Here is a 21,677-nt window from a genome sequence, read left to right as displayed (position 1 = left end):
GGTTACGCTCCGGCTTCTGCTGCGGCGGCGCTGAAATCGCCAATCTGGATGTTTTCCACCAGTGCGGCGCAGCGGTAGTCCTCAACCACATAGGCTTCGTTAACAGATTCAAAGTTTTCAATCCGGTCACGTTTCGGGTTGTCGATAACTGAACGGCGGCGGGTGTCTTCCTGCCAGTAGATGGACAGGTTATCCAGACGGGTGATCAGCAGCGCATTCGGCGGGAAGAACGGCGCACGCACGGCCTGCAGACCGCCCATGCGTTTCTGACTGATAATCATCTCGGCTGCCAGTTTTTCACTGTTTTCCTGCTCTTTGTTGACCAGCGGGAAATACTTGTCAGACAGCAGTTCACGACCGCAAATCACCACCAGATCGTCATCGTCCTGGTAGACCACGTCGATAAGCTCATTAACGGCATCCATCACCACGGCGTCCAGGTTGGCATATTCGCCACCTTTACCGACTTTCACCGCACCCGGTGTGGTTTCACCGCCCGTGGTGGTGCTGCCCATGACGTGATCCGGTGCATCCTCACGGATTTTCTGCAGCCAGCCTTTGTTCACATCCTGCAGCAGCGGGTTTTCGCTACGGTTGGAGGTTTTCGCACGCTTCACGCCGTTAAAGCCGATCATGATGCGGTCCAGTGCCTGACGTTTCACGATGGCGTTACGGATACGCACCTGGAAATCCTGAAACTTCGCCCACAGGTCCAGCTTCGCGTAGGTCAGCACCGTGTCAAAGTTGGTCTGTTCGCATTTGTATTCCACATCGACCATCAGCGTCGGATCGACAGGTTCACGCTCTTTCGCGGTGGTGTCAGTGGTTCAGGCAATGGTGCTGCCAACACCCAGCCCCAGCAGCTGACCGGACTGCTCAGTCACTGGCGTGACGTTAATCAGCGTCAGGAAAGCGGCGGACTGCTGGATCTGGTCTTCCAGCGTCTGCTGTACAGACGGCTCCACGGTGAACTTGCTGGACAGTTCTTCAACTGCCACACCGTTCAGACGCGCCAGCTGCTGCAGGTAAGCGTTAAAAGCAAAGCGGGTATTCTTCTTCATCGGGTTTTATGCTCCATCAGCAATTGGTCAGAGTGTCAGCGGGGGCGTTACCGCCTGTTGCACGCTGGCGGTAGTCCTGGCGGCAGTCCTCATGGCTCAGCTTGTCCACCAGTTCGTTAAAGGCGGCCTGTTGTGCCTGCAGGGCTGTCTCCAGCTCAGACAGGCGTTCTTCCTGCTCAGACAGGGATTTTTCGGTGCGTGCGCTCAGGTTTTGCTGCTCAGTGGCGACCAGCTCCACGGCCTTATGCACATCAGAGAACCGGGCATCGTCGGACTGCTCTTTTTTGGTGAACAGCGCCGTGACGCGGGCAAACAGGGACGGCTTGTCCTCCTGGATTTCTTCCAGTTCGATCACCGTTTCCTCTGCGGCGGTAAAGAGATTGGCGGGATTCTGCTTGCGGTTTGCCAGCGGGTTATGGGCTGCACTGGCGCTGAATGTCAGCATTTCCGTACCCAGACTGGCTGGATCATCAGTGGCAGCCAGGCCAACCAGGTAGGCTTTGCCCGTATCAGCGAACTTCGGGCTGACTTCCATAGAAGTGAATAATTTCTGGCCTTTTTTCACCAGTTCCACCAGGGACTCCGTTGGCTCAACGTCGGCATACAGCGCCATCTTGCCTGCCAGCGGACCTTCCGTGATTTCTTCAGCAAACAGCGCCGTTACCTTGCCGTAGCGGTTAAAGGTGCTGTCCGGCAGATAAGACTTGATGTGCTCAAGATTAATCAGCGCGGTATACACTGCCGGGTTGTAGCTGGCTGCCATCTGTTCCAGCCATTCACGCTGGATTTCGCGTCCGTCGGTGGTGGCACCTTCCACCCCGATGCGAAAACGCTTTGCTTTCACTGTCATGAGCCGTGCTCCGTTAGAAAAAACTTACTGGAGCCTTATGGTTGCGGTGATGAGGGCAGTGAAACAATGCGCGGTATTTGTACCGACAACCACACAAACCGCAGGCGGAGAAAGCCTTCATTCAAGGCTGTAGGTTTGTGCCATGAACACCACACTGACATCCGCAGATCTCGATCCCCGTCGGCAGGCCATGCTGCTGTACTTTCAGGGATATCGCGTAGCCCGCATTGCTGAAATGCTGGGCGAGAAAGTTGCAACCGTTCACAGCTGGAAGAAACGCGACAAGTGGGGTGACTATGGGCCGCTGGATCAGATGCAGCTCACCACCGCCGCACGCTACTGCCAGCTCATCATGAAGGAGCACAAAGAAGGGAAAGATTTCAAAGAGATTGACCTGCTGGCGCGCCAGTCGGAGCGCCACGCGCGGATCGGCAAGTTTAACAATGGCGGCAACGAAGCCGACTTAAACCCTAACGTCGCCAACCGCAACAAAGGCCCGCGTCGTCAGCCGGAAAAGAACGTTTTCACCGATGAACAGATTGCGAAGCTGGAAGAAATCTTCCATTCCTCCATGTTCAACTACCAGCGCCACTGGTGGGAAGCCGGAAAAACCAACCGCATCCGCAACCTGCTGAAGTCACGCCAGATCGGCGCGACCTTTTACTTTGCCCGTGAAGCCCTGATTGACGCCCTGCTTACCGGACGTAACCAGATTTTCCTTTCCGCCAGTAAGGCACAGGCCCACGTCTTTAAACAGTACATCATCGACTTCGCCAAAGAAGTGGAAGTGGAGCTGAAAGGCGATCCGATGGTGCTTCCCAACGGGGCTACGCTTTACTTCCTCGGCACCAATGCCCGCACGGCCCAGAGTTACCACGGCAACCTGTATCTGGATGAATATTTCTGGATACCGAAATTCCAGGAGCTGCGCAAAGTGGCTTCCGGTATGGCTATTCACAAAAAATGGCGACAAACCTATTTTTCCACACCATCCAGCCTGACACACAGTGCTTATCCGTTCTGGTCCGGTGCGCTGTTCAACCGTGGGCGCAACAAAGCCGATAAGGTGGACATCGACCTGTCCCACAGCAATCTGGCCCCCGGCCTGCTGTGCGCAGACGGGCAATACCGCCAGATAGTCACCGTGGAAGATGCTGTGCGCGGCGGATGTAACCTGTTCGATCTCGACCAGTTGCGCATGGAGTACAGCCCGGACGAATACCAGAACCTGCTGATGTGCGAGTTTGTGGACGATCTCGCGTCCGTGTTTCCGCTCAGCGAGCTGCAGGCGTGCATGGTGGACAGCTGGGAAGTCTGGACCGACTTTCATGCACTGGCCCTGCGCCCGTTTGGCTGGCGCGAAGTGTGGATCGGTTATGACCCGGCAAAAGGTACGCAAAACGGCGACAGCGCCGGGTGCGTGGTGGTGGCACCGCCAGCCGTGCCGGGCGGTAAGTTTCGCATTCTTGAGCGTCACCAGTGGCGCGGGATGGACTTCCGCGCCCAGGCTGACGCCATCAAAAAACTGACTGAACAGTACAACGTGACATACATCGGTATCGACTCAACCGGCGTCGGTCACGGGGTTTACGAGAACGTGAAAGCGTTTTTTCCTGCCGTCCGGGAGTTTGTCTACAACCCCAACGTTAAAAACGCTCTGGTACTCAAGGCCTACGACATTATCAGCCACCGCCGTCTGGAGTTTGACGCCGGGCACACCGACATTGCGCAGTCATTCATGGCAATCCGTCGCGCCACCACCGCCAGTGGCAACCGCCCGACGTATGAAGCCAGCCGCAGCGAAGAAACCAGCCACGCCGATCTGGCGTGGGCAACAATGCACGCACTGTTTAACGAACCACTGCAGGGCGAGTCCGCCAATACCAGTAATATTGTGGAGATTTTTTGATGGGAAAGAGTAAGAAGAACCGCGCTGCGTCGCAGAACCAGACCCAGCATAAAAGCCAGACTTCAGCCGAAGCATTCAGCTTCGGCGATCCCATTCCAGTACTGGATCGCCGCGAACTACTGGACTATGTGGAATGCGTACAGACAGATCACTGGTATGAGCCGCCAGTGAGTTTTGACGGACTGGCGCGAACCTTCCGCGCCGCCGTGCATCACAGCTCACCGATTGCAGTAAAGTGCAATATTCTGACCAGCACCTATATCCCTCACCCGCTGCTCAGCCAGCAGGCTTTTTCACGTTTTGTGCAGGACTATCTGGTTTTTGGTAACGCCTACCTGGAGAAACGCACTAACCGCTTCGGTGATGTTATCGCCCTTGAGCCTGCTCTGGCAAAATACACCCGACGCGGGTTAGACCTGGATACCTACTGGTTTGTGCAATACGGTATGACAACCCAGCCGTATCAGTTCACGAAAGGCAGCATTTTTCATCTGATGGAACCGGACATCAACCAGGAGATCTACGGCCTGCCAGGTTATCTTTCTGCCATTCCGTCAGCCCTGCTCAACGAGTCCGCCACGCTGTTCCGCCGTAAGTATTACATCAATGGCAGCCATGCAGGCTTCATCATGTACATGACCGATGCCGCGCAGAACCAGGAAGATGTGAACAACCTCCGCAACGCAATGAAAAGCGCCAAAGGTCCAGGCAACTTCCGCAACCTGTTTATGTACTCGCCTAACGGCAAAAAGGACGGCCTTCAGATCATCCCTTTGTCAGAAGTTGCGGCGAAGGATGAGTTTCTGAATATCAAGAACGTGAGCCGTGATGACATGATGGCTGCGCACCGCGTGCCGCCGCAAATGATGGGGATTATGCCTAATAATGTTGGAGGGTTTGGGGATGTGGAAAAAGCCGCGAAGGTTTTTGTCAGAAATGAGTTGGTTCCTTTGCAGAAAAGACTAATTGAGCTAAACACTTGGATAAATCAAAATATTGTGTCATTTAATGACTACATCCTTGACCAAGATAAGGGCATTTAATGCCCTTTTTTATCCTCATAAGCAACGTCATCGTATAATTTTAAGGCACCTAAATCATGTAATTGCTGCTTGAATTCCTTACTTAAACTAAACCCCTGAAGGAGAGAATATTTTTCAATAAATTTTTTGGCAGGCTTTCCTACCGATGAAAAACCATTTAATAGCATCGCTCCAGATTCTATAGAAGATATTTGTGCTCTAACTAATTTCGCATACTTGGTTTTTTCTTTCTCAGTCAAATAGTTAGAGTCGTTGATATGTTTAAAAATATGGTAAATATTCCTGAAATAATGTCCCACATTCGCAAAATTGTCACCTTCCAGATAAACCATATTAACTGAAAGCTCTAACCTTTCATCCAAAGGAAGTGAATCATCCACAATATTAAGTAGGTTAAACTTCACTTCGGTAATGTATAATGAAAGAGCCTCCCGTCCTACATACATTTTTCCATCTGAATACGTTGTTTTAATTTCTGATAAGTTATCTTTATGAAATCTTAGTAACTCAAATAACACAGACTCGAATGACTGAATAGATGACTGCCTAGATGTAGAATATAGTGTGAAACAAACAAGCATGATAGAGATAAAGGCCAGAGCAGGATTCAGTACACCACCAATATAATCGCCAAACTGTCCCCATTTCTCTACGGAATCACTCCATGAATACATGCCAAATTTACAAACATAGCTAACAAACACTATCAGCATTAAAATGAAAGCCAAAAACAATAGTGAATAAATAATGGCATAACGCTTAATATTTCGAAGAATGGCACCACACATCTCACAATACCTTATATATAATCCATATTTAAATCTATTGTATAAATACCTTTCCTCGCCACACAAGGAATAGATTTTTTTAAAGTTCTAACATTTTCAATTTCCCACACATAATAACCTGGAGACCAAGACTTATTAAGAGTTGTTTCTTGGTTTTGTTTTAAGTAATCCTCATATGACCAATTTCTAACTGAAACAAAATCGACAATAGCCATAGCCACCCCATGATCTATATCGCTTTGATTTTTAAGATATTTATCATTCTGAACAAGAATGACGTTTTTTAATGGTATCGTTTCAGGATACCACGACCGTATTTCGATAGATTTAGAACCATTTATAATATTTTCTACCGCTGGAGTCAAAATCGATATAGCTTGAAACTTCATGCTCTATCCTCTACTATGCTAAGTCTATAACATTCTAACATAAATAAATAAACGGAGGTAATACTATGTTAATTTTCATAGCAGGTGTTCATGGTGTAGGCAAAGGTTACTTGTGTTCATTTGCAAAAGATGATTTCGGGGTAACTCATGTAAGCGCAAGCGAACTTATAAAAAATAATTCTAATATTAAATTTGATAACAGTAAGTTAACGGCCACACCTGATAAAAACCAATCAATATTACTTACGGCACTTAATGCATTAAAGTCAAAGGTATCCAATATTTTATTGGATGGTCATTTTACCTTAATAAATAAAAATGGAGATATTGAAGTTCTCAAGCAAGAAGTATTTGAGGAAATGGGGCTAGATGGAGTAATTTTAGTTGAGGAGTCTCCCGATACAATTAGAGAACGAATAATGAAACGAGATGGGAGTGATATTACTTATGATTTAAATAAGCTGATGGAAGCTGAAAGAGAAAACGCAAAATATGTTACAAATAAAATCAATGTACCATTAATTATCTTAGAATCCCCAACAACAAACGATTTATCTATTGCCCTAGAAAAACTGGGCATGGTTAAGAAACATGCCCAGACAACATTATAAATAACGATAAGACTGTGGGGCGACGCCGCCGGGAATCAACTCATTTAAGTCGACAGGGAATTTATATCTTTTAGGGCTTTTGATGGAAATAGCAAAAGCCTTTTCTCTTTGGTGGAAATAATCTTTAAAAAAAGAATGTGTAATTCCTGCATGAGCTTTCGTTTTATCCCACAATTCTGAAGGGGATAGAGCAAGAATATCTCCTACTTTAAATTCACCTATTACTTTGCCAACCGGCATCGTTGCGTAAATAACTATCGTATCAACATTTTTATTTCTAAAAATATTTTTCCGAAACTCATATTTTTTTTTACCAGAAAGTATACTCTCTGCATACTCTGGCTTAATCGATAATAAAACTTTCATCAACACCTCCCTGTAAGACAATCTGCTTAAATGCTGAATCAGTTAGTGGTAAAAAACCCCAATAATCACTATTGGTATAACCTGTAATATTCATGATTTCATCACGAATAACTCTTTTTTCCAAAGGGAAATTATAAGTAAACCGTATAATTATCGGATAATTTTTTTTCATATATAGAAGCTGTAACTCATCCTCATCAAAAACGCTATAAGGTTCACAGTAATTCTTAAATTCCTCATAAGTTAAGAAATCGTGAATATCTTTAATTTCCTGAACCACACACACTGAAGTTGCAACAGATCTAAACCGAGCTGGACCTTGTCCATCTGAAGTACGATAAATAAGCAAATTATCTCCAGGCTTTAGGCTGGCTACCCCATGCATTTTTGTTAAGTATACTTTTTCAATACTGTTGGTATGTGATATATCAGCGATGATACCAGCACTCTCATTGTGGAGTTTTGACTCAGGGAAAAGACGTGTATGCCATGCAGGATAAATACTTAATAAATAATTTCTCCCCTGCAATTTGACTAAGGGATAATTAGCATAGCTCATTTTTTACTCCTTCCATACCAAGTTCTTAAAGTATACACCTTCTTGCCCATTAATCGTAGAAAGATTTTTCCTCGCCTTTAAAACAAAACCATATTTAGTTAATAAGCGAATTAATCCTGAATGCTTATCAAATATAGTAACATATACTTCTTTTAGTTTGTTTCTCATAGCAAATTGAAACATAATTCTAATAAAACGCTCTCCAAGTTTGGTTCCATGAGCATCGATTTTAAATGTGCCAAGCTTTACTCGCTTCATCTTTGGAAACGTTGGAGTCATATCACTCAACTCTTCATCTTCTATTTTCAAATAGAGAAAACCATCGATTTCACCTAATTCATTACGTGATACAAACGCCTTATTTTTACCTTTTGAGAGAAACCAAACATCAAATCCTTCATAATCAGCTCTTAGGCTGTTAAAAAACGGATCTTTTAAATCGATATCACTAAAAAATTTTTCCTCGATAGACATCCAGTTCCTCTTCTAATGGCAGCGAGCAAGTGACCTTATCCTTACATGTTAATAGATAACCACAGCTGTAGGCAATTACATACATTAAGCTCTATCAAACAACGAGCAAACTTAAGCACCGCTACAACTCAACCTAGCTGATGCCTGTTTTGACGATTACCCTATCAGCGCGCGCTCGTATCCCCGCCACGCCTGCCCGCTTTATGTAGTGGTTTTCATGCACCTGCATGATCTACGCAAAAGCCCACCAGTTCTGGCGGGCCTTAGCAAAAACGATCCTCAAACGATCATGCGATCTCATGCGGCATAGACATGCACTACAGAGCTAACGCCTCGCAAGGGCTCGTTGTTCAACCTTGCTGACGCCAGAAACAAGTTCAGACGCCAGCAACGTTTCTTAATGCAGCCAGCTGTCGTCTTCCCACACCTTCTGCATAATTTCCATTACCCGCTGCTTATCCTCATCAAGTTTTAAGCCGGTCAACTCGATACCGTTGGCACTGCCTTTGCGAATGCGGATCGCCGTCTTGGGATACAGGGGGCGCAGATTGCGGTAAAGCTCGGATTCAAGGGCGTCCAGGGTAGACTGGCTAATCTTCTGCTCTTTATCGATCATTATTTCAATGCGCATAAAAGTCACCTCAGCTGATGACATCCATTGAGCGGTTGTATTCGTGAGTTCTGATTTTTGCCATGAGTTCATCTGTCAGTTCAGAAACCCACTGCAAAGCCAGCCCCTTCTCTTCATCACTACACTCACTAGCCGCTACAAGCTTAAGAAAAAAATCAATGCGCTGGAGCTTCAAAGACTCCAAAAAATAGTCCTGCATCTTTCCTCCTATGACACTACAAGCAACACTGTATGCATAGCCACTGTTTATATTTACAGTATATAATAATCTTACTGATGTAAAACGTTTTTTTACGTTCATCAGCCTGATATGCCTGGTATTATTAAGAGCACGAATTGTTAACCCGCGTAATTAATACAGGTTTCGCCACTTATCATCTTCCTGCAAACGCTGGTTCCGATAGAAGATACGCAGGCCTGCTCCTGACGGAATACTGCCACCGCGAAGGAGCAGATCGACCTCTTTCTCGCTGCCATCAAATCCTCTTGACTTCAGTTCATAGACGAGCTGCTGTCGCTGATGGTCTGTAATTCGCTGTTTGTAGTCTTTACGCCGTTTCGGTTTCACCAGGCGTAACCTTGCAGCCAGTTCCCGGCGCTCTTTTTTGCTCATACTGTGCAGGTAATCGTGCAACTCCTTGTCATCCATGCGGGTAATGTCCGTCCTGGTATCCCCATCAGCTGATTTGTCTTTCCCTTGTTGGTTCAAATTTTCAGCAAGGGGACAGTTATTGCCACGAGTCCAAGGGGCGCAAGCGCCCTGGTCGGCTGCCGCCTCCTGAACGTCAACGGCCTTACGAACCATTTTCCACTTCACGGCATGAGTGCAGATCTTGCCCTCTGCAATAGGTGACCAGATGCCATAAATACGAATGCCGTGATCGCCATAGGCGGTCGGCTCTTCGTTGATTTCATAAGCAGTTCTGATGAGGTGATATTTACGGGGAACTAGTACGCCGCCCTGCTTCATGATGTAGGTGGCAAAACAACCAGCATCAGCAGCAGCCAGGATTGCATCAAGGCGCGGGTTATCCAGTACCGGCGCACCTGCTTTTTTGTCACCCTGTTGCCTTGCCGCCTGACCAGCCAGCAATCGCAGTTCACGGTAAGCCTGACGCCCCGGAATGCCAAAGAAGCGGAATTGCTGAACACGATGCAGAGACGCCCAGGCATTCACGTATTCAGCGTTATCACGCAGGGATTTACCCGTTTCCTTGCTGATCTCGCCAGCCAGACCACGCCCGTCAATGTTCTTACTGATATATTTCGCGATGTAGCTTGTCGGCGTTCCTTTGCGCGGGTTAATCAACTCAGACTTAAAGCGTGGTCCCGTGTTATTCCCCAGCTCCTCGCGGTCTTCACGAATGGCAAACTTACGCAACAAAGCAGTAATGGCGCGGCGATCTTTTTTGCGCATAAAACACAACAGGTGCCAGTGAACTGTACCGTCATGATGCGGCTCAGCCACCCGCACGCCATACCAGCGCAATCCGGCTTTGTGCATCGCCTTACGAAATGCAGCAAACATGCCAACCAGATAATCACTGCTTTGTCTTACCGTCGCATTTGTCCAGGTCGGGTTGGGCCTGCCGTTATTTAGCGTGGAATGGAAACGTGACGGACAGGTGATGGTGTAGAAAACGGCGCAGTCACCGCGCATTTCCGCGATAAGCTCCAGGCCTTTAACACAGGCCATCATCTCATTGCGGCGATGCGCAGGGTTGCTGCTGCTGGCGTTTACCACATCCTCCATGTCCAGCGTGTCGCCGTCTTCGTTCACCAGTTCATGAGAACGGAAAAACTCCAGCGACTTACGGCGCTGCTCACGTTTATGCATCACGGCTTCATAGCTGACATAGGGAGATGCTTTTTTGCTGACCAGACAGACAGCACGCAACTGCTCTTCCCGCCATTCGCAACGCATCTTCCATAATTTCCGATACCACCAGTCGGCGCACAGCATACGCGCCAGCGAACCCGGAATGAGTTCATAGGGCACAGGTTTGCGGCGGTTTCTTTTCCGGCGGAGTTGCTCAAACGCAGGCGGTATGACATCCAGTCGCAGGGTTTCTGCTGCCACCTTTTCCCATGTCTTGCGGATTTCTTCCGGCTTAACATCATCGGAGGCGTACAAATCACCACAAGCGGCATCAAGACACATGCTCATATGCGCAGCGACAAGGGTGGACAGGCGTTTCACCTGATCCTGACTCATTTCAGGCAGGATCAGCAGACCGTCCAGCCCTTCATGGCTTGCCATAAAACGAAAAGATGCAGATAGCTGGCTGTCGCGTACATGCTCCAGTCGTTCCAGGCATGGCTTAATCGTCTCACGCAAATAGCGGGAATAAGCCTTTGGCCTGCCCAGGTTGCTGAAGTATTTAATACGTTGCATCAGCGGCTTGCTGATATGGGAAGGCTGGGCGTTGACATCCGCCAGAATGACCATGTCTGGATTAAAACGCTGCTGCTCATGCGCCAGCTTTGCCCGGCTAATTAGCTTATCCTGCTCCATTTCGCGCTGGACAGGATCACGGGATTCATTAAAGAAATAACGCTCCCAGACCTGATCACTCAGTGCCTCGCGGCGCAGTTGTTCCTGCTCGTTATCGGCAGCGTACAGAGTGATCAGGTTTGAAAGCGCAGAAACCGGCGCAACTTCCGCCGGGTCCAGATAAGGGTTAATGGCCTTTTTCGGGCTGTTCCATGAGAATGCTGCGGCAGCCTCGTTAAAGCCGCAGCAGTTGTTCATATCGGCATGACTCATGCACGTACTCCGTACACGGCAGAACTGTCCACGCCACGCGAATAATCAAATCCCACCCAGCAGCGCGGCCCGGAAACAGCAATGATTTCTGTTGCTGATTTACCCTCTCCAGCTGCCACACCGATGTTGCGTTTTGCCTTGATGTAGTGGTGAGTAAAATTGCGATACAGCGAACGGATCAGGGATGTGTCACTGTTAGAAACAATGACCGGATGTCCTTCTGATGACCGATGTTCAAGAACGGATGCCAGGTGATACTGGTCATCTTCAGTGAAGCCGTCAGTGTGATAACCGGAAAACGTGCCGTCATACGGCGGATCGCAATACACCACATCCCCCGCCTTCAACATCGCCAGCGTTTCATCAAAGCTGGCGCAGATAAACGTTGCCCGCTGGGCTTTTTCTGCAAATGCGCGAATTTCTTTTTCAGGGAAATACGGATTTTTATAATTACCGTAGGGAATGTTGAAATGCCCGCTCTTGTTATAGCGACATAAACCACGGTAACCGTGACGATTGAGATACAGGAAATATACCGCTTTCATGAAATCAGTAATTTCAGTGGAGTAATTAAACTCCTGCCTTATGTTGTAATAAGCCACCTCCCTGTTTGCGATCTCAAATAAAACTCTGGCGCGAGATATAAACGATTCACAATCAGCGGCAACCTTTTTATAGAGGTTGATTAAATCAGGATTAATATCCGCAACCAGATAGCTGGGGTAATCCGTCTCCATCATCACAGCACAGGAACCCGCGAAAGGTTCAACCAGTCGCGGGCCAGCAGGAAGGTGTTTTTTCAGTTCGGACATAATGGCGGTTTTATTTCCCGCCCATTTCAGGATGGTGCTCATACAGCACCTCCGTTGTAATGTTTGCCTTTCAGCTCTGCGATTTCCTGACAGGTAATGCAAAGCTGCACACCTGGAATGGCGCGGCGGCGTGCTGGCGGAATTGGCGCTTCACACTCAATGCAAAGCACGCGGGACACGCCCGGCGTTTTGGCACGGGCAGCACGAATATGGCGCTGGCGTTCTTCTTCAACGCGCTGCTGTACAAGATCCATTGCATCAGCCATTAGTGGATCTCCTGCGCTTCGTTCTGGATTGCTTCAGCAGTTACACGCAGTAGTTCTGCTGCTTCGACGTGGTTTAGCTGGCGGGATGTGATATGACACGCCAGGCTATCAAGGCGAGCTGCCATTGCTTCAGCCCTTGCCCGGCGTTCTTCCAGACGAGCCTCTGTCAGTAAAATATTAAGCCCTGCACCATCCGGTCCGGTTTTAGTCGTGAGGGTTTCAATATTACGCATAATCAATTCTCCTGAATTTAGATAAAGGGATACCCGGCGGGTTTACGCCATTAATTTCATTAGTTGGTTAATTCGGCATGGTTAGCCGTCTGGGAAATAAGCTCACCACTGCACGAAAATGATTCATTGCTTTAATCAACTCCCGCTTTTCGTCAGTGGTCAGCTCATTAATGCTGATGCTATGACGTTCAGCTGGAATTTTTGCCATAAAGAATATAGCAGCCAGTGCCCGTTTATTTTGTTCGTTATTGATATCCCGTGGATCACGCATATCTTTAATAAACCGCTCAAGCTCTGACTCAATATTCAGGCCAAATACTTTCGCCCTTAACTCCGCAATATGGTTAAGTCCATTCAGGCGTTCACCGGGGCTTAATGGAACAGTCGCCGCAGCGCCTTCAATAGCCATTTGTTCCCCCGTTTTTTCGTAGATAGTTCTGCCAGCAATTCATCTTGTGAACGGCACGGATGCCAGCGTTTACCATCCTCCCCCATGATCCAGCCGTGACCGTAGTGCATTGCCGGGCTTTGTTTTACCAGCAGCGATGCAAATGATGGTTCTTTCGTCAGCATAAGCACCTCACAGCAAACCGAATGACGCACCGAGGCCAGTTACAGTATCAACTGCACTTGCCATCGCAGGATTAGCCTGTAAACGGGCCTGCAATGAAACAGCCGCCAGCGCCATCAGTCGTGTTACAGAGTTAATGCTGCTGATAGCATCACGACGACCTGCACTGGTTTTTACATCGCCAGATACCGCACCTGCAGCAACACGCCCGATCTCTGCAGTTGCACTCATGACGTAATGCGGCAGTTTCTCTTTTGCCACCTCATTAATCGGAACACATGGCAGACAATGAATCTGTGCCAGAAAACCGTCTACCAACGTTGAATCTTCAGTCAGATCGGTAAGCAACCAGATTTCTGGTGCGGTGAGCTGATGCGGTTGATCTGGATTGAGTTTGTTTCGCAGTGTCTGAACATTCATTCCTGCACGTTCTGCCAGCTTTGCCATATTGTGACGTAGTGCAAAAGCTCTACAGGCTTCATCAAAATGCGGATGTTTGGAAATCTTGTAATCAAACATGCTGCCCCCTTAGAAAGTTCTCATAATTGAACTTAGTCACCAACGATGACATTAAAGTTGAAATTGGATTGGCCCATGTTTTTCCTGACTTGTTCCTTTTTGTACTCAAGGTAACGTATACATACTCTGTCTTTCGGTTTTTCTTTTCTTTCCAAGAATTTAGCGAGTTTACCATTATGAATCATTTGATATACCGAACCGCGAGAGCGGCCTTCCCATTCCGCGAACTCAGCTGGTGTCGCCATCACTTTTGGTACACGAATTGAAATGTCGTTGCTCATAGTGCAGTATCTCTCGATTAAGGTTTGGTTTACGTCGTTTTATCTTGTTTTGTTTGATTCAATATTTGATACACCAAGATACTACGATCCAATATTTGATACGTCAACAGGATTAAAAAATGATACAAGTAAAAGCTGGCGAGAATACAGGGGGAAGAGAGGCTATCCATAGGCTAATGGCAGCCTATGATTTCAAGTCCAGACAGCAACTTTGCGATCACTTGGGCGCATCAAAAAGCACTATGGCAAACAGATACTTAAGAGATAGTTTTCCTGCAGAATGGGTGATTCAGTGCGCTTTGGAAACAGGAGTTTCTTTACTGTGGCTAACTACCGGACAGGGCGATCCAGGTTCAAACATTGACCCTAAAAAAAATATCAATTCCGTGAACTCTAGCAAAGTTAAACCTCTTTCGGAGCTTGTATCTCCTGAAATTGACAAGGCAACTCTCAACGGAGGTTTGCTGATCGATGCTGGAAAAGCAATCATTGATAGCAGCATACTCCCCTCAGACTCAAGCAACCTGCTGCTGGTGACTACTTCTGGTGATTCTTATTTAATAGATCGCAACCAAACACCACCAGTAAATGGTACGTGGTTAGTGGACATCGATGGGATAAAAAGCATTGTAAAATTGACACGACTCCCGGGAAACAGATTAGTAGTGCATCAGGATGATTCATCGTTTGAGTGCGAACTGGATGACATTGAGGTAATAGGCCGCGCACTGAAAATCATTAAGAGCCTTTGATATGACCATCAGAAAACAGCCGAACGGAAAGTGGTTATGTGAATGCTACCCAAACGGGCGAGATGGCAAACGCGTACGCAAACAATTTGCGACGAAAGGCGAAGCCATTGCGTTTGAGAATTTCACCATGGACGAGGTAAACAAGAAACCTTGGCTGGGAGAAAAGGAAGATCGGCGACACCTATCAGAATTAATTGAGCTGTGGTATTCCCTGTATGGTCAAACACTCGCAGACCCCAAGCGACTCATGGCGAAACTTGGAATTATCTGTAATGGTCTGGGCGATCCCATCGCTTCAGAGCTGACTGCCGGTGACTTTACGAAATACCGCGAAGCACGGCTAAAAGGTGAAGTGCGAAATGAAGATGGCACGCTGATGTCGCCCGTTAAGCCCCGCACGGTAAACCTTGAACAGCGCAATCTATCATCTGTGTTCGGTACATTAAAAAAACTAGGACACTGGTCAGCACCAAACCCGCTGGCAGGACTTCCGACCTTCAAAATTGCCGAAGGTGAGCTGGCTTTTCTTTCCACGGACGAAATCAAGCGCCTGTTGGCGGCATGTGCTGAATCTCAAAGCCCTAGCTTACTAATGATTGCAAAAATATGCCTGGCTACTGGCGCACGGTGGAGTGAAGCCGAAAATCTGCAGGGCCATCAAATATCGAAATACCGAATTACTTATACAAAAACAAAAGGCAAGAAAAACCGTACTGTGCCGATATCTCAGGATCTGTATGATGAACTCCCCAAAAACAGAGGAAAGTTATTCACGCCATGCAGAAAAGCCTTTGAGCGGGCAGTAAAGCGGGCCGGTATTGACCTACCGGAGGGCCAATGCACCCACGTGCTTCGCCATACATTCGCCAGTCACTTTATGATGAACGGCGGAAACATACTGGTACTGCGTGATATTTTGGGTCATGCCGATATAAAAATGACCATGATTTACGCCCACTTTTCGCCCGATCACCTTGAAGACGCGGTGACTAAAAATCCTCTTTATAATTTGTAGTGGAGACCTATTGTGATTCAAAAATTAGATATTCAATCTGATGCGGTTGCAAAGTTAAGAATGGATGCTATTCGTTCAGAAATCCAAGGTTATTCCCCTGATTTATTTATCGAATTCTGTATGCAATATAACTTACAAAAATTTGAAGATAATATCCACATGTTACGACACATGCCTTGGATTGTTAATTTATGTCTAAAGTGGTCTGCGTCAGTAACTGGCAAGAATAAAAAATTCAAAATCCTCGATAAAAATCAAGCAATAAAACTCTTCCAAAAAACTTATGAAACCTTGAACATTATTCCTATCGGTCTTGAGAGGAAGAATGGCATGCATTTCTTCATTAGAAATAATCTATACCAACAAGGAATCTACCAGAAAATTGACGCTCTAAACACAATTAGCAGACAAGTCTTTCTATTTTCAGAACTTGAAAAAAACCATAAAATAAAGACAAGTTTTTTTACTATCACGAATGTATCTATCGAAGACTTTCTTAAGCTATCTTACATATTAATAACTCACATAACAGAAGAGCATCCCGTGAGAAAAATGAATGTAGATACATTTACTATATTATTTGACATCATTCCTAGAAATACCATTGAGAAATTTCTTGATGCAATATCAATAAATTACAATGAACTATCTACATTTTGCAAATCAAAAACCTATGATAAACCTTTGCTTGAATACTACTCATCATCACCTTTTCTTGAAAAACCATTAATAAAAAAAGGTTCAGAGTATTTTCAGATACACACACAACTGACTTCAACAAGCATACAGACGTTCATATATGATCTTTTAAGAAGAACTGATGCCGAGAAGTTCATGGATAGCTTTGGAAATGTATTTGAAAATGCACTGGAATTAATACTAAAAGAAAGCGAAATTGATTTTCATAACGAAAAATACCTTAAAGAACGACTACCTAAAGATAATAAAGTAGTTGATTATTTCATTCCACATACTGAGGCAAATATTTTCATTGATGCTAAAGGCGTTGAGATACACCAAAAAGGCATGGTAACATTACGCCCTGAGGATATTGCAGGAAAAATAAAGAAATCGGTATTAAAAGCAATCGAACAATCTCACGAAGTTAATCGAGAAATATACTCTAATGAGCGAATAATAGCTCCATTCAGGGCTAACTCATATATCATTTGCATTACATATAAAAACCTTTTCTTAGGCAATGGTAGTATCCTAGCTAATACTTATGCTAAAGATGAGATGAATAAGATATATGACAAGTTTAAACATAACTATCATATCCCTACAGAGAATATTTTTTGTCTATCATTTGAAGAGTTTGAATATCTCATTGCATCATGCAAAAGGTTTAAAATTCCGCCTCATGAAGTCTTGCAATCTGCAGTTGAAAAGAACAAAAAACCATCAAGTGCTGCTTTCCTATTTTCCCACCATATAGAAGACTATTTTGATAGAGTAGTCAATTCAGTCATAGTCAATGAGGCAGGCATTAAAATGGTAGATTCTATTATCAATAAATTAAAGCCTGAATAAGTCTCCCAAGCAAAACCAGTGGCGGCATTTTGGCGGCAGAGCATTAAAAATGCGTAAAACAGACAAACACAAAATAATACTAACACACTGATTTTAAACATAAGTTCATGTTTTTGTTATAGTAAAAATGGTATGTAGGAATTTCGGACGCGGGTTCAACTCCCGCCAGCTCCACCAAAATTCTCCATCGGTGATTACCAGAGTCATCCGATGAAGTCCTGAAAGCCCGCACGGCGCAAGCCCTGCGGGCTTTTTTGTGTCTGTTGTTGTCCGAGAACATCCATCAAAATCCGGTGATTATTGGTATACGTTTAGGTATACGGTAGGATGTATACCCAAAAGCGTATACCAATTCATGAAGGAGCGGCCAAAGTGGCACGGACAACACGCCTCCTGAGCAACACCCAAGTTTTGCGCGTTAAAGCGTTAGAGAAGGATCTAACATTGCATGATGGCGATGGCCTTTTCCTGATAGTGAAAACCAGCAGGAAAAAGCTCTGGCGTTTCCGTTACCAACGTCCGGCGACAAAACAGCGGACAATGATGGGGCTAGGAGCTTTCCCCGCCCTCTCACTTGCTGACGCCCGAGGGTTAAGAGCGGATTACCTTACCTTGTTAGCCAACGGAATTGACCCACAAATTCAGGCCGAAGTTGCAGAGGAACAGCAGCAAATCGCTCTGGATAGTATTTTTTCAACGGTCGCCGCTAACTGGTTCCAGCTCAAAAGCAAAAGCGTTACCCCTGATTACGCAAAAGACATTTGGCGTTCATTGGAGAAAGATGTATTCCCTGCCATCGGCAATATCCCCGTTCAGCAAATCAAAGCCCGAACTTTGGTTGAAGCGCTAGAGCCAATTAAAGCTCGTGGGGCGCTTGAGACTGTACATCGACTGGTGCAGCGCATTAACGAGATAATGGTTTATGCCATAAACACTGGTCTGATTGATGCTAACCCAGCATCAGGTATTGGAATGGCCTTTGAGAAGCCTAAAAAACAAAACATGCCTACGCTCCGGCCAGAAGAACTGCCGAAGTTGATGCGTTCTTTAGTCATGACAAATTTATCTGTTCCGATTCGCTGTCTCATTGAATGGCAACTCCTGACGCTCGTGCGCCCTTCTGAGGCCTCCGGAGCTCGTTGGGCAGAGATCGATCTCGATGCAAAGCTCTGGACTATTCCAGCCGAACGGATGAAGGCTAAGCGTGAGCACATTGTACCTTTGCCACCGCAGGCAATAGAAATTCTGGATGTGATGACACCTATTAGCGCGCATCGGGAACATGTTTTCCCAAGCAGGAATAAACCAAAGCAACCTATGAATAGCCAAACTGTAAATGCTGCTCTGAAAAGAATTGGGTTTGGTAATCAGTTAGTTGCCCATGGATTACATTCAATTGCTAGTACCGCAATGAATGAAGCAGGGTTATATTCAGATGTGATTGAAGCAGCCCTAGCACATATCGAAAAAAATGAAGTCCGAAGAGCATATAATCGTTCAACCTACTTGAAAAAGCGTATAGAACTTATGGATTGGTGGGGTAGTTTTGTACAAGCACATAAGTAATTGAATAATAATCTCCCAAGGAATATATATGAATAATGATATTAAGCAAGCTTTGTCAGAAGGAAGAATTATGCTTCTGTTAGGAGCAGGTTCCTCGTTCGGCTCGTTAACACAAACGCGTAAACAAGTTCCTCTCGGCGAAGAGCTAGCAAAAATACTAGCAGAGCAAGCACAACTCCCATATTCTGGAGAAACATTATCTCGAGTATACTCTGCTTGCAGACCTATTTTAGGAGAGAGAATACATACCATTTTAGATAGCTATTTTCGAAATTGCACCCCATCTAAAGAATATAATACGCTATCAAAATTTGTTTTTGCCAGAATTTACACCCTTAATATTGACGATGCTTTTGAAAAAGCCCTAGATCGAAATTCAAAGCAGCATTTGTACATAAGATCTCGTAACGAAAAAGTATCTCCACCCGATCAGCTATTTCATAAACTAGACTATATAAAATTAAATGGTGATGTAAAAAAACCTAACGAAGGGTATATTTTTTCACCACAAGAGTACGGGGCTGCATCAGCAAAACCACCATTATGGTATAAAGAGCTAGGCAGTGACTTCTTCAACTATAAATTTTTATTTATCGGCTCTAAATTAGACGAACCTCTTTTCTACCATCAAATCGAACGATATAGAGGCGCTACACAGAGCGAAGAACAAAGAAGTTACGTAATCACACCTTCTGCTTCCCCGATAGATATTGCAAGTTTAAAATCATCCAATATAGAACATATTTCAGCCACTTTATCAGATTTTGTATCCTGGCTTGAAAGTGAGTTTCCTACCCCTTTAACGCCGGTACAAACCTTAAAACGAAGCAGGCCTGAATATAATGTTTCCGCAGATGATGATGAAGAAAAATACATGCGTATTTTTAAGGAAGTCGTACCTATAAATCGCGCTTGCCTTCAAATCATGAATGAAAGAGATAGTGGAAACCCAATAAGAAACTTCTTTAAAGGCTTTAAGCCAACATGGAAAGACATTATTGACAAAGTACCAGCCGAACTGGAAAATACGAGAATTATTTATGAAGAAATTTATTCATTACTCAAAAATCAAGAGTATTCAAACATCAATCTTTACTGTATTTTTGGTTCCGCCGGCTCAGGAAAAACCACTTTAGCAAAACAAATTGCCCTAAAAATTTCTGAGCATAACACCCCTGTTTATTATGTGGAAAATATCAATGCCAACTTAAAAGATTTAATTAATGAATTAGAGAAGAAAAGCCCCCAAAAATACCTAGTATTTATTGAAAGAATAGCAGACTCAGCTCAAATTATTGGTGAAATACTTAGTGAACAAAAACTAATGAAAGGTATTTTTGTTGGCACAGAGAGCAAGCAAATTTGGTCGTATAGAGCTAAGGAATATTTTGAATCCACACGATACAAAACAAAAGACATATCTTTAATAAACAGAAGTGATGCAAGGAAAATACTAACAAAAATAAGACAGTATGGTAACTGGACTCGATTAGAGAGAATGACTCCTAGTGAGAGAATTAAGGAATTAGTTACCAACTCAAGGAAGCAGTTGCTTATAGGTCTAATGGAGACAACATTGGGTGAAGGCTTTTATCAGATCATTAGAAGAGATTTTCAGAACATCCCTACAGAATCACATAAAGCCTTGCTTGCATTAAGCGGTATTGCAAGTTACCAAAGAACCAACGCACACGAGACAACGCTAACTAGAGCGCTGCAGCATCTAAACCTAAATGCAAATGTAAGCGAACTCGTTAAACAAATGGATGGCATCTTATTTTATAAAAATGGAAATGTAGAAACCAGGCATTATGCATATGTTGAAAAAATATTCGATCAATTTCTCGACACACAATATATATATAACATCCTTGAAGCATACATAACGTCATTTACAGTTTATGAATACCCAATAGTTAAACACGTTATAAAATCTGAAGCCGCCATTTACAAATCATTAGTAAACTCCAAGAACTTAAGAAAATTATTAAAAGGAGATAAGGAAAAAACGTTATCTTTATATAATAAGTTTGAAAAGGATCTCGAAAACGAAGGGTTATACTTGATGCAATATGGCATCGCACTTCGAGATTTCGGGATGTATCCTGAAGCCTATGAGAAATTAAAAACAGCAAATGAAGCCTATCCTAACTCACCTCAAATTGAGCATGCTTTTGCGCAACTAAAAATAATCATCGCATTACAGAGCGAGAGTAGCACTGAGGCATTTAGACTATTTGGAGAGGCTGAGGAAATTTTATCTCGACTAGACGGAGGTAAAGTTAAGGTTATCGATGGATATCCTTTAGTTGCTCTTTCAGAAGGGCATATAGCCATTGCCAGGAAGTTTTTAAGCGAAGTTGAAGCTAAAAAGCTCGCGGCTTATTATCATGATAAAATCAAAAAAATGTATAACAATGACTATTCAGGTGATACTCGCATAGAAGAAACAAGTGAAATGTTATTCAAATATGCTACAACAGGTATCTTAACCAAAGGTTTAGAAGTACAAATAGCCGAAAGAGTATTTAAATAAGCCCCATACCCTTCCCCATTAGGGGAAGGGGAGTTTATTGAAATCGAGCCTTTTTTGGTACTCAACGCCCTCCCCGTCACACCTGCCAGCTTCATGGACTGACCCCGCCCCGGTAGACGATCCTGCCCTATAGTTTGAGCATAGG

The 21,677-nt window shown here is 44.9% G+C and carries 24 protein-coding genes and 1 pseudogene; 8 read left to right on the top strand and 17 right to left on the bottom strand.

Annotated features, from left to right (window positions below; translation table 11 throughout):
* Window positions 1–2: 2 nt before the first annotated feature.
* Window positions 3–1,061: pseudogene (locus IB144_RS05840) on the bottom strand (phage major capsid protein, P2 family).
* A 16-nt stretch (window positions 1,062–1,077) separates the two neighbouring features.
* On the bottom strand, window positions 1,078–1,911 hold the full coding sequence (locus tag IB144_RS05835; RefSeq protein WP_002895967.1) for a GPO family capsid scaffolding protein: 834 nt from the start codon (window positions 1,909–1,911) through the stop codon (window positions 1,078–1,080).
* A gap of 142 nt (window positions 1,912–2,053) precedes the next feature.
* Between IB144_RS05835 and IB144_RS05830 the strand changes: the two genes are divergently transcribed.
* Window positions 2,054–3,820 carry a terminase ATPase subunit family protein gene (locus tag IB144_RS05830; RefSeq protein WP_031591583.1) on the top strand — a complete coding sequence of 589 codons (1,767 nt, stop codon included), beginning with the start codon at window positions 2,054–2,056 and terminating at the stop codon, window positions 3,818–3,820.
* On the top strand, window positions 3,820–4,863 hold the full coding sequence (locus IB144_RS05825; protein WP_040149918.1) for a phage portal protein: 1,044 nt from the start codon (window positions 3,820–3,822) through the stop codon (window positions 4,861–4,863). The genes IB144_RS05830 and IB144_RS05825 overlap by 1 nt, the downstream gene beginning before the upstream one ends.
* On the opposite strand, the gene IB144_RS05820 is transcribed toward IB144_RS05825, so the two are convergent.
* Entirely contained in the window at window positions 4,860–5,651 is a 792-nt protein-coding gene (locus tag IB144_RS05820; RefSeq protein WP_040149917.1) for a putative phage abortive infection protein, read from the bottom strand. The genes IB144_RS05825 and IB144_RS05820 overlap by 4 nt on opposite strands.
* Window positions 5,652–5,662: 11 nt before the next feature.
* Window positions 5,663–6,040 carry an ASCH domain-containing protein gene (locus IB144_RS05815; RefSeq protein WP_072042792.1) on the bottom strand — a complete coding sequence of 126 codons (378 nt, stop codon included), beginning with the start codon at window positions 6,038–6,040 and terminating at the stop codon, window positions 5,663–5,665.
* A gap of 65 nt (window positions 6,041–6,105) precedes the next feature.
* Between IB144_RS05815 and IB144_RS05810 the strand changes: the two genes are divergently transcribed.
* Window positions 6,106–6,651, top strand: a complete 546-nt coding sequence (locus IB144_RS05810) for an ATP-binding protein (RefSeq protein ID WP_000904469.1) — start codon at window positions 6,106–6,108, stop codon at window positions 6,649–6,651.
* On the opposite strand, the gene IB144_RS05805 is transcribed toward IB144_RS05810, so the two are convergent.
* The 13 genes from IB144_RS05805 to IB144_RS05745 form a co-directional block, all read right to left on the bottom strand.
* Window positions 6,646–7,017 carry an ASCH domain-containing protein gene (locus IB144_RS05805; RefSeq protein ID WP_001555843.1) on the bottom strand — a complete coding sequence of 124 codons (372 nt, stop codon included), beginning with the start codon at window positions 7,015–7,017 and terminating at the stop codon, window positions 6,646–6,648. The genes IB144_RS05810 and IB144_RS05805 overlap by 6 nt on opposite strands.
* Entirely contained in the window at window positions 6,995–7,576 is a 582-nt protein-coding gene (locus tag IB144_RS05800; protein ID WP_001369944.1) for a hypothetical protein, read from the bottom strand. The genes IB144_RS05805 and IB144_RS05800 overlap by 23 nt, the downstream gene beginning before the upstream one ends.
* Window positions 7,577–7,579: 3 nt before the next feature.
* The gene (locus tag IB144_RS05795; RefSeq protein WP_000020981.1) at window positions 7,580–8,050 is read right to left on the bottom strand and encodes a hypothetical protein; all 471 of its coding nucleotides are present in this window, start codon (window positions 8,048–8,050) and stop codon (window positions 7,580–7,582) included.
* A 397-nt stretch (window positions 8,051–8,447) separates the two neighbouring features.
* Complete coding sequence (locus IB144_RS05790; protein ID WP_032357588.1) at window positions 8,448–8,681, bottom strand: DinI family protein; 234 nt, start codon at window positions 8,679–8,681, stop codon at window positions 8,448–8,450.
* Window positions 8,682–8,691: 10 nt separating this feature from the next.
* On the bottom strand, window positions 8,692–8,880 hold the full coding sequence (locus IB144_RS05785) for a hypothetical protein (protein WP_001154434.1): 189 nt from the start codon (window positions 8,878–8,880) through the stop codon (window positions 8,692–8,694).
* A 153-nt stretch (window positions 8,881–9,033) separates the two neighbouring features.
* A complete protein-coding gene (locus IB144_RS05780) occupies window positions 9,034–11,448 on the bottom strand; it encodes a replication endonuclease (protein WP_040149620.1) in 2,415 nt (804 codons plus the stop codon).
* Entirely contained in the window at window positions 11,445–12,302 is an 858-nt protein-coding gene (locus IB144_RS05775; RefSeq protein ID WP_000104156.1) for a DNA adenine methylase, read from the bottom strand. The genes IB144_RS05780 and IB144_RS05775 overlap by 4 nt, the downstream gene beginning before the upstream one ends.
* Window positions 12,299–12,526: a TraR/DksA family transcriptional regulator gene (locus IB144_RS05770; RefSeq protein WP_000752613.1), complete on the bottom strand. Its 228-nt coding sequence runs from the start codon at window positions 12,524–12,526 to the stop codon at window positions 12,299–12,301. The genes IB144_RS05775 and IB144_RS05770 overlap by 4 nt, the downstream gene beginning before the upstream one ends.
* Entirely contained in the window at window positions 12,526–12,759 is a 234-nt protein-coding gene (locus tag IB144_RS05765; protein WP_040149624.1) for a DUF2732 family protein, read from the bottom strand. The genes IB144_RS05770 and IB144_RS05765 overlap by 1 nt, the downstream gene beginning before the upstream one ends.
* Window positions 12,760–12,826: 67 nt before the next feature.
* Window positions 12,827–13,168: a DUF5347 domain-containing protein gene (locus tag IB144_RS05760; RefSeq protein WP_000963473.1), complete on the bottom strand. Its 342-nt coding sequence runs from the start codon at window positions 13,166–13,168 to the stop codon at window positions 12,827–12,829.
* Window positions 13,132–13,332 (bottom strand): phage filamentation protein Fil family protein, encoded by a 201-nt coding sequence (locus IB144_RS05755; protein ID WP_000956182.1) that lies wholly within the window; start codon window positions 13,330–13,332, stop codon window positions 13,132–13,134. Before IB144_RS05755 ends, IB144_RS05760 begins: the two co-directional genes overlap by 37 nt.
* A 7-nt stretch (window positions 13,333–13,339) precedes the next feature.
* Window positions 13,340–13,849 carry a phage regulatory CII family protein gene (locus IB144_RS05750; protein WP_006799357.1) on the bottom strand — a complete coding sequence of 170 codons (510 nt, stop codon included), beginning with the start codon at window positions 13,847–13,849 and terminating at the stop codon, window positions 13,340–13,342.
* A gap of 32 nt (window positions 13,850–13,881) precedes the next feature.
* A complete protein-coding gene (locus IB144_RS05745) occupies window positions 13,882–14,130 on the bottom strand; it encodes a hypothetical protein (protein WP_000063849.1) in 249 nt (82 codons plus the stop codon).
* 119 nt (window positions 14,131–14,249) lie between these two features.
* Here IB144_RS05745 and IB144_RS05740 point away from each other — a divergent pair, with 119 nt between their 5' ends.
* The 5 genes from IB144_RS05740 (at window position 14,250) to IB144_RS05720 (ending at window position 21,532) form a co-directional block, all read left to right on the top strand.
* The gene (locus IB144_RS05740; protein ID WP_000616876.1) at window positions 14,250–14,882 is read left to right on the top strand and encodes a phage repressor protein CI; all 633 of its coding nucleotides are present in this window, start codon (window positions 14,250–14,252) and stop codon (window positions 14,880–14,882) included.
* Between the two features lies 1 nt (window position 14,883).
* On the top strand, window positions 14,884–15,897 hold the full coding sequence (locus IB144_RS05735) for a site-specific integrase (protein ID WP_006666820.1): 1,014 nt from the start codon (window positions 14,884–14,886) through the stop codon (window positions 15,895–15,897).
* A 12-nt stretch (window positions 15,898–15,909) separates the two neighbouring features.
* The gene (locus tag IB144_RS05730) at window positions 15,910–17,430 is read left to right on the top strand and encodes a hypothetical protein (protein WP_000615103.1); all 1,521 of its coding nucleotides are present in this window, start codon (window positions 15,910–15,912) and stop codon (window positions 17,428–17,430) included.
* 372 nt (window positions 17,431–17,802) lie between these two features.
* Entirely contained in the window at window positions 17,803–18,996 is a 1,194-nt protein-coding gene (locus IB144_RS05725; RefSeq protein ID WP_065888491.1) for an integrase domain-containing protein, read from the top strand.
* 28 nt (window positions 18,997–19,024) lie between these two features.
* Window positions 19,025–21,532 (top strand): SIR2 family protein, encoded by a 2,508-nt coding sequence (locus IB144_RS05720; protein ID WP_063719795.1) that lies wholly within the window; start codon window positions 19,025–19,027, stop codon window positions 21,530–21,532.
* The last annotated feature ends 145 nt before the right edge of the window (window positions 21,533–21,677 follow it).

Origin of the sequence: Klebsiella sp. K4, from assembly GCF_014596785.2 — a bacterium.
Taxonomy (GTDB): domain Bacteria; phylum Pseudomonadota; class Gammaproteobacteria; order Enterobacterales; family Enterobacteriaceae; genus Klebsiella; species Klebsiella pneumoniae.
The sequence above is the reverse complement of the archived record's forward strand: the minus strand, read 5'-3'. Positions and strand labels throughout refer to the sequence as shown.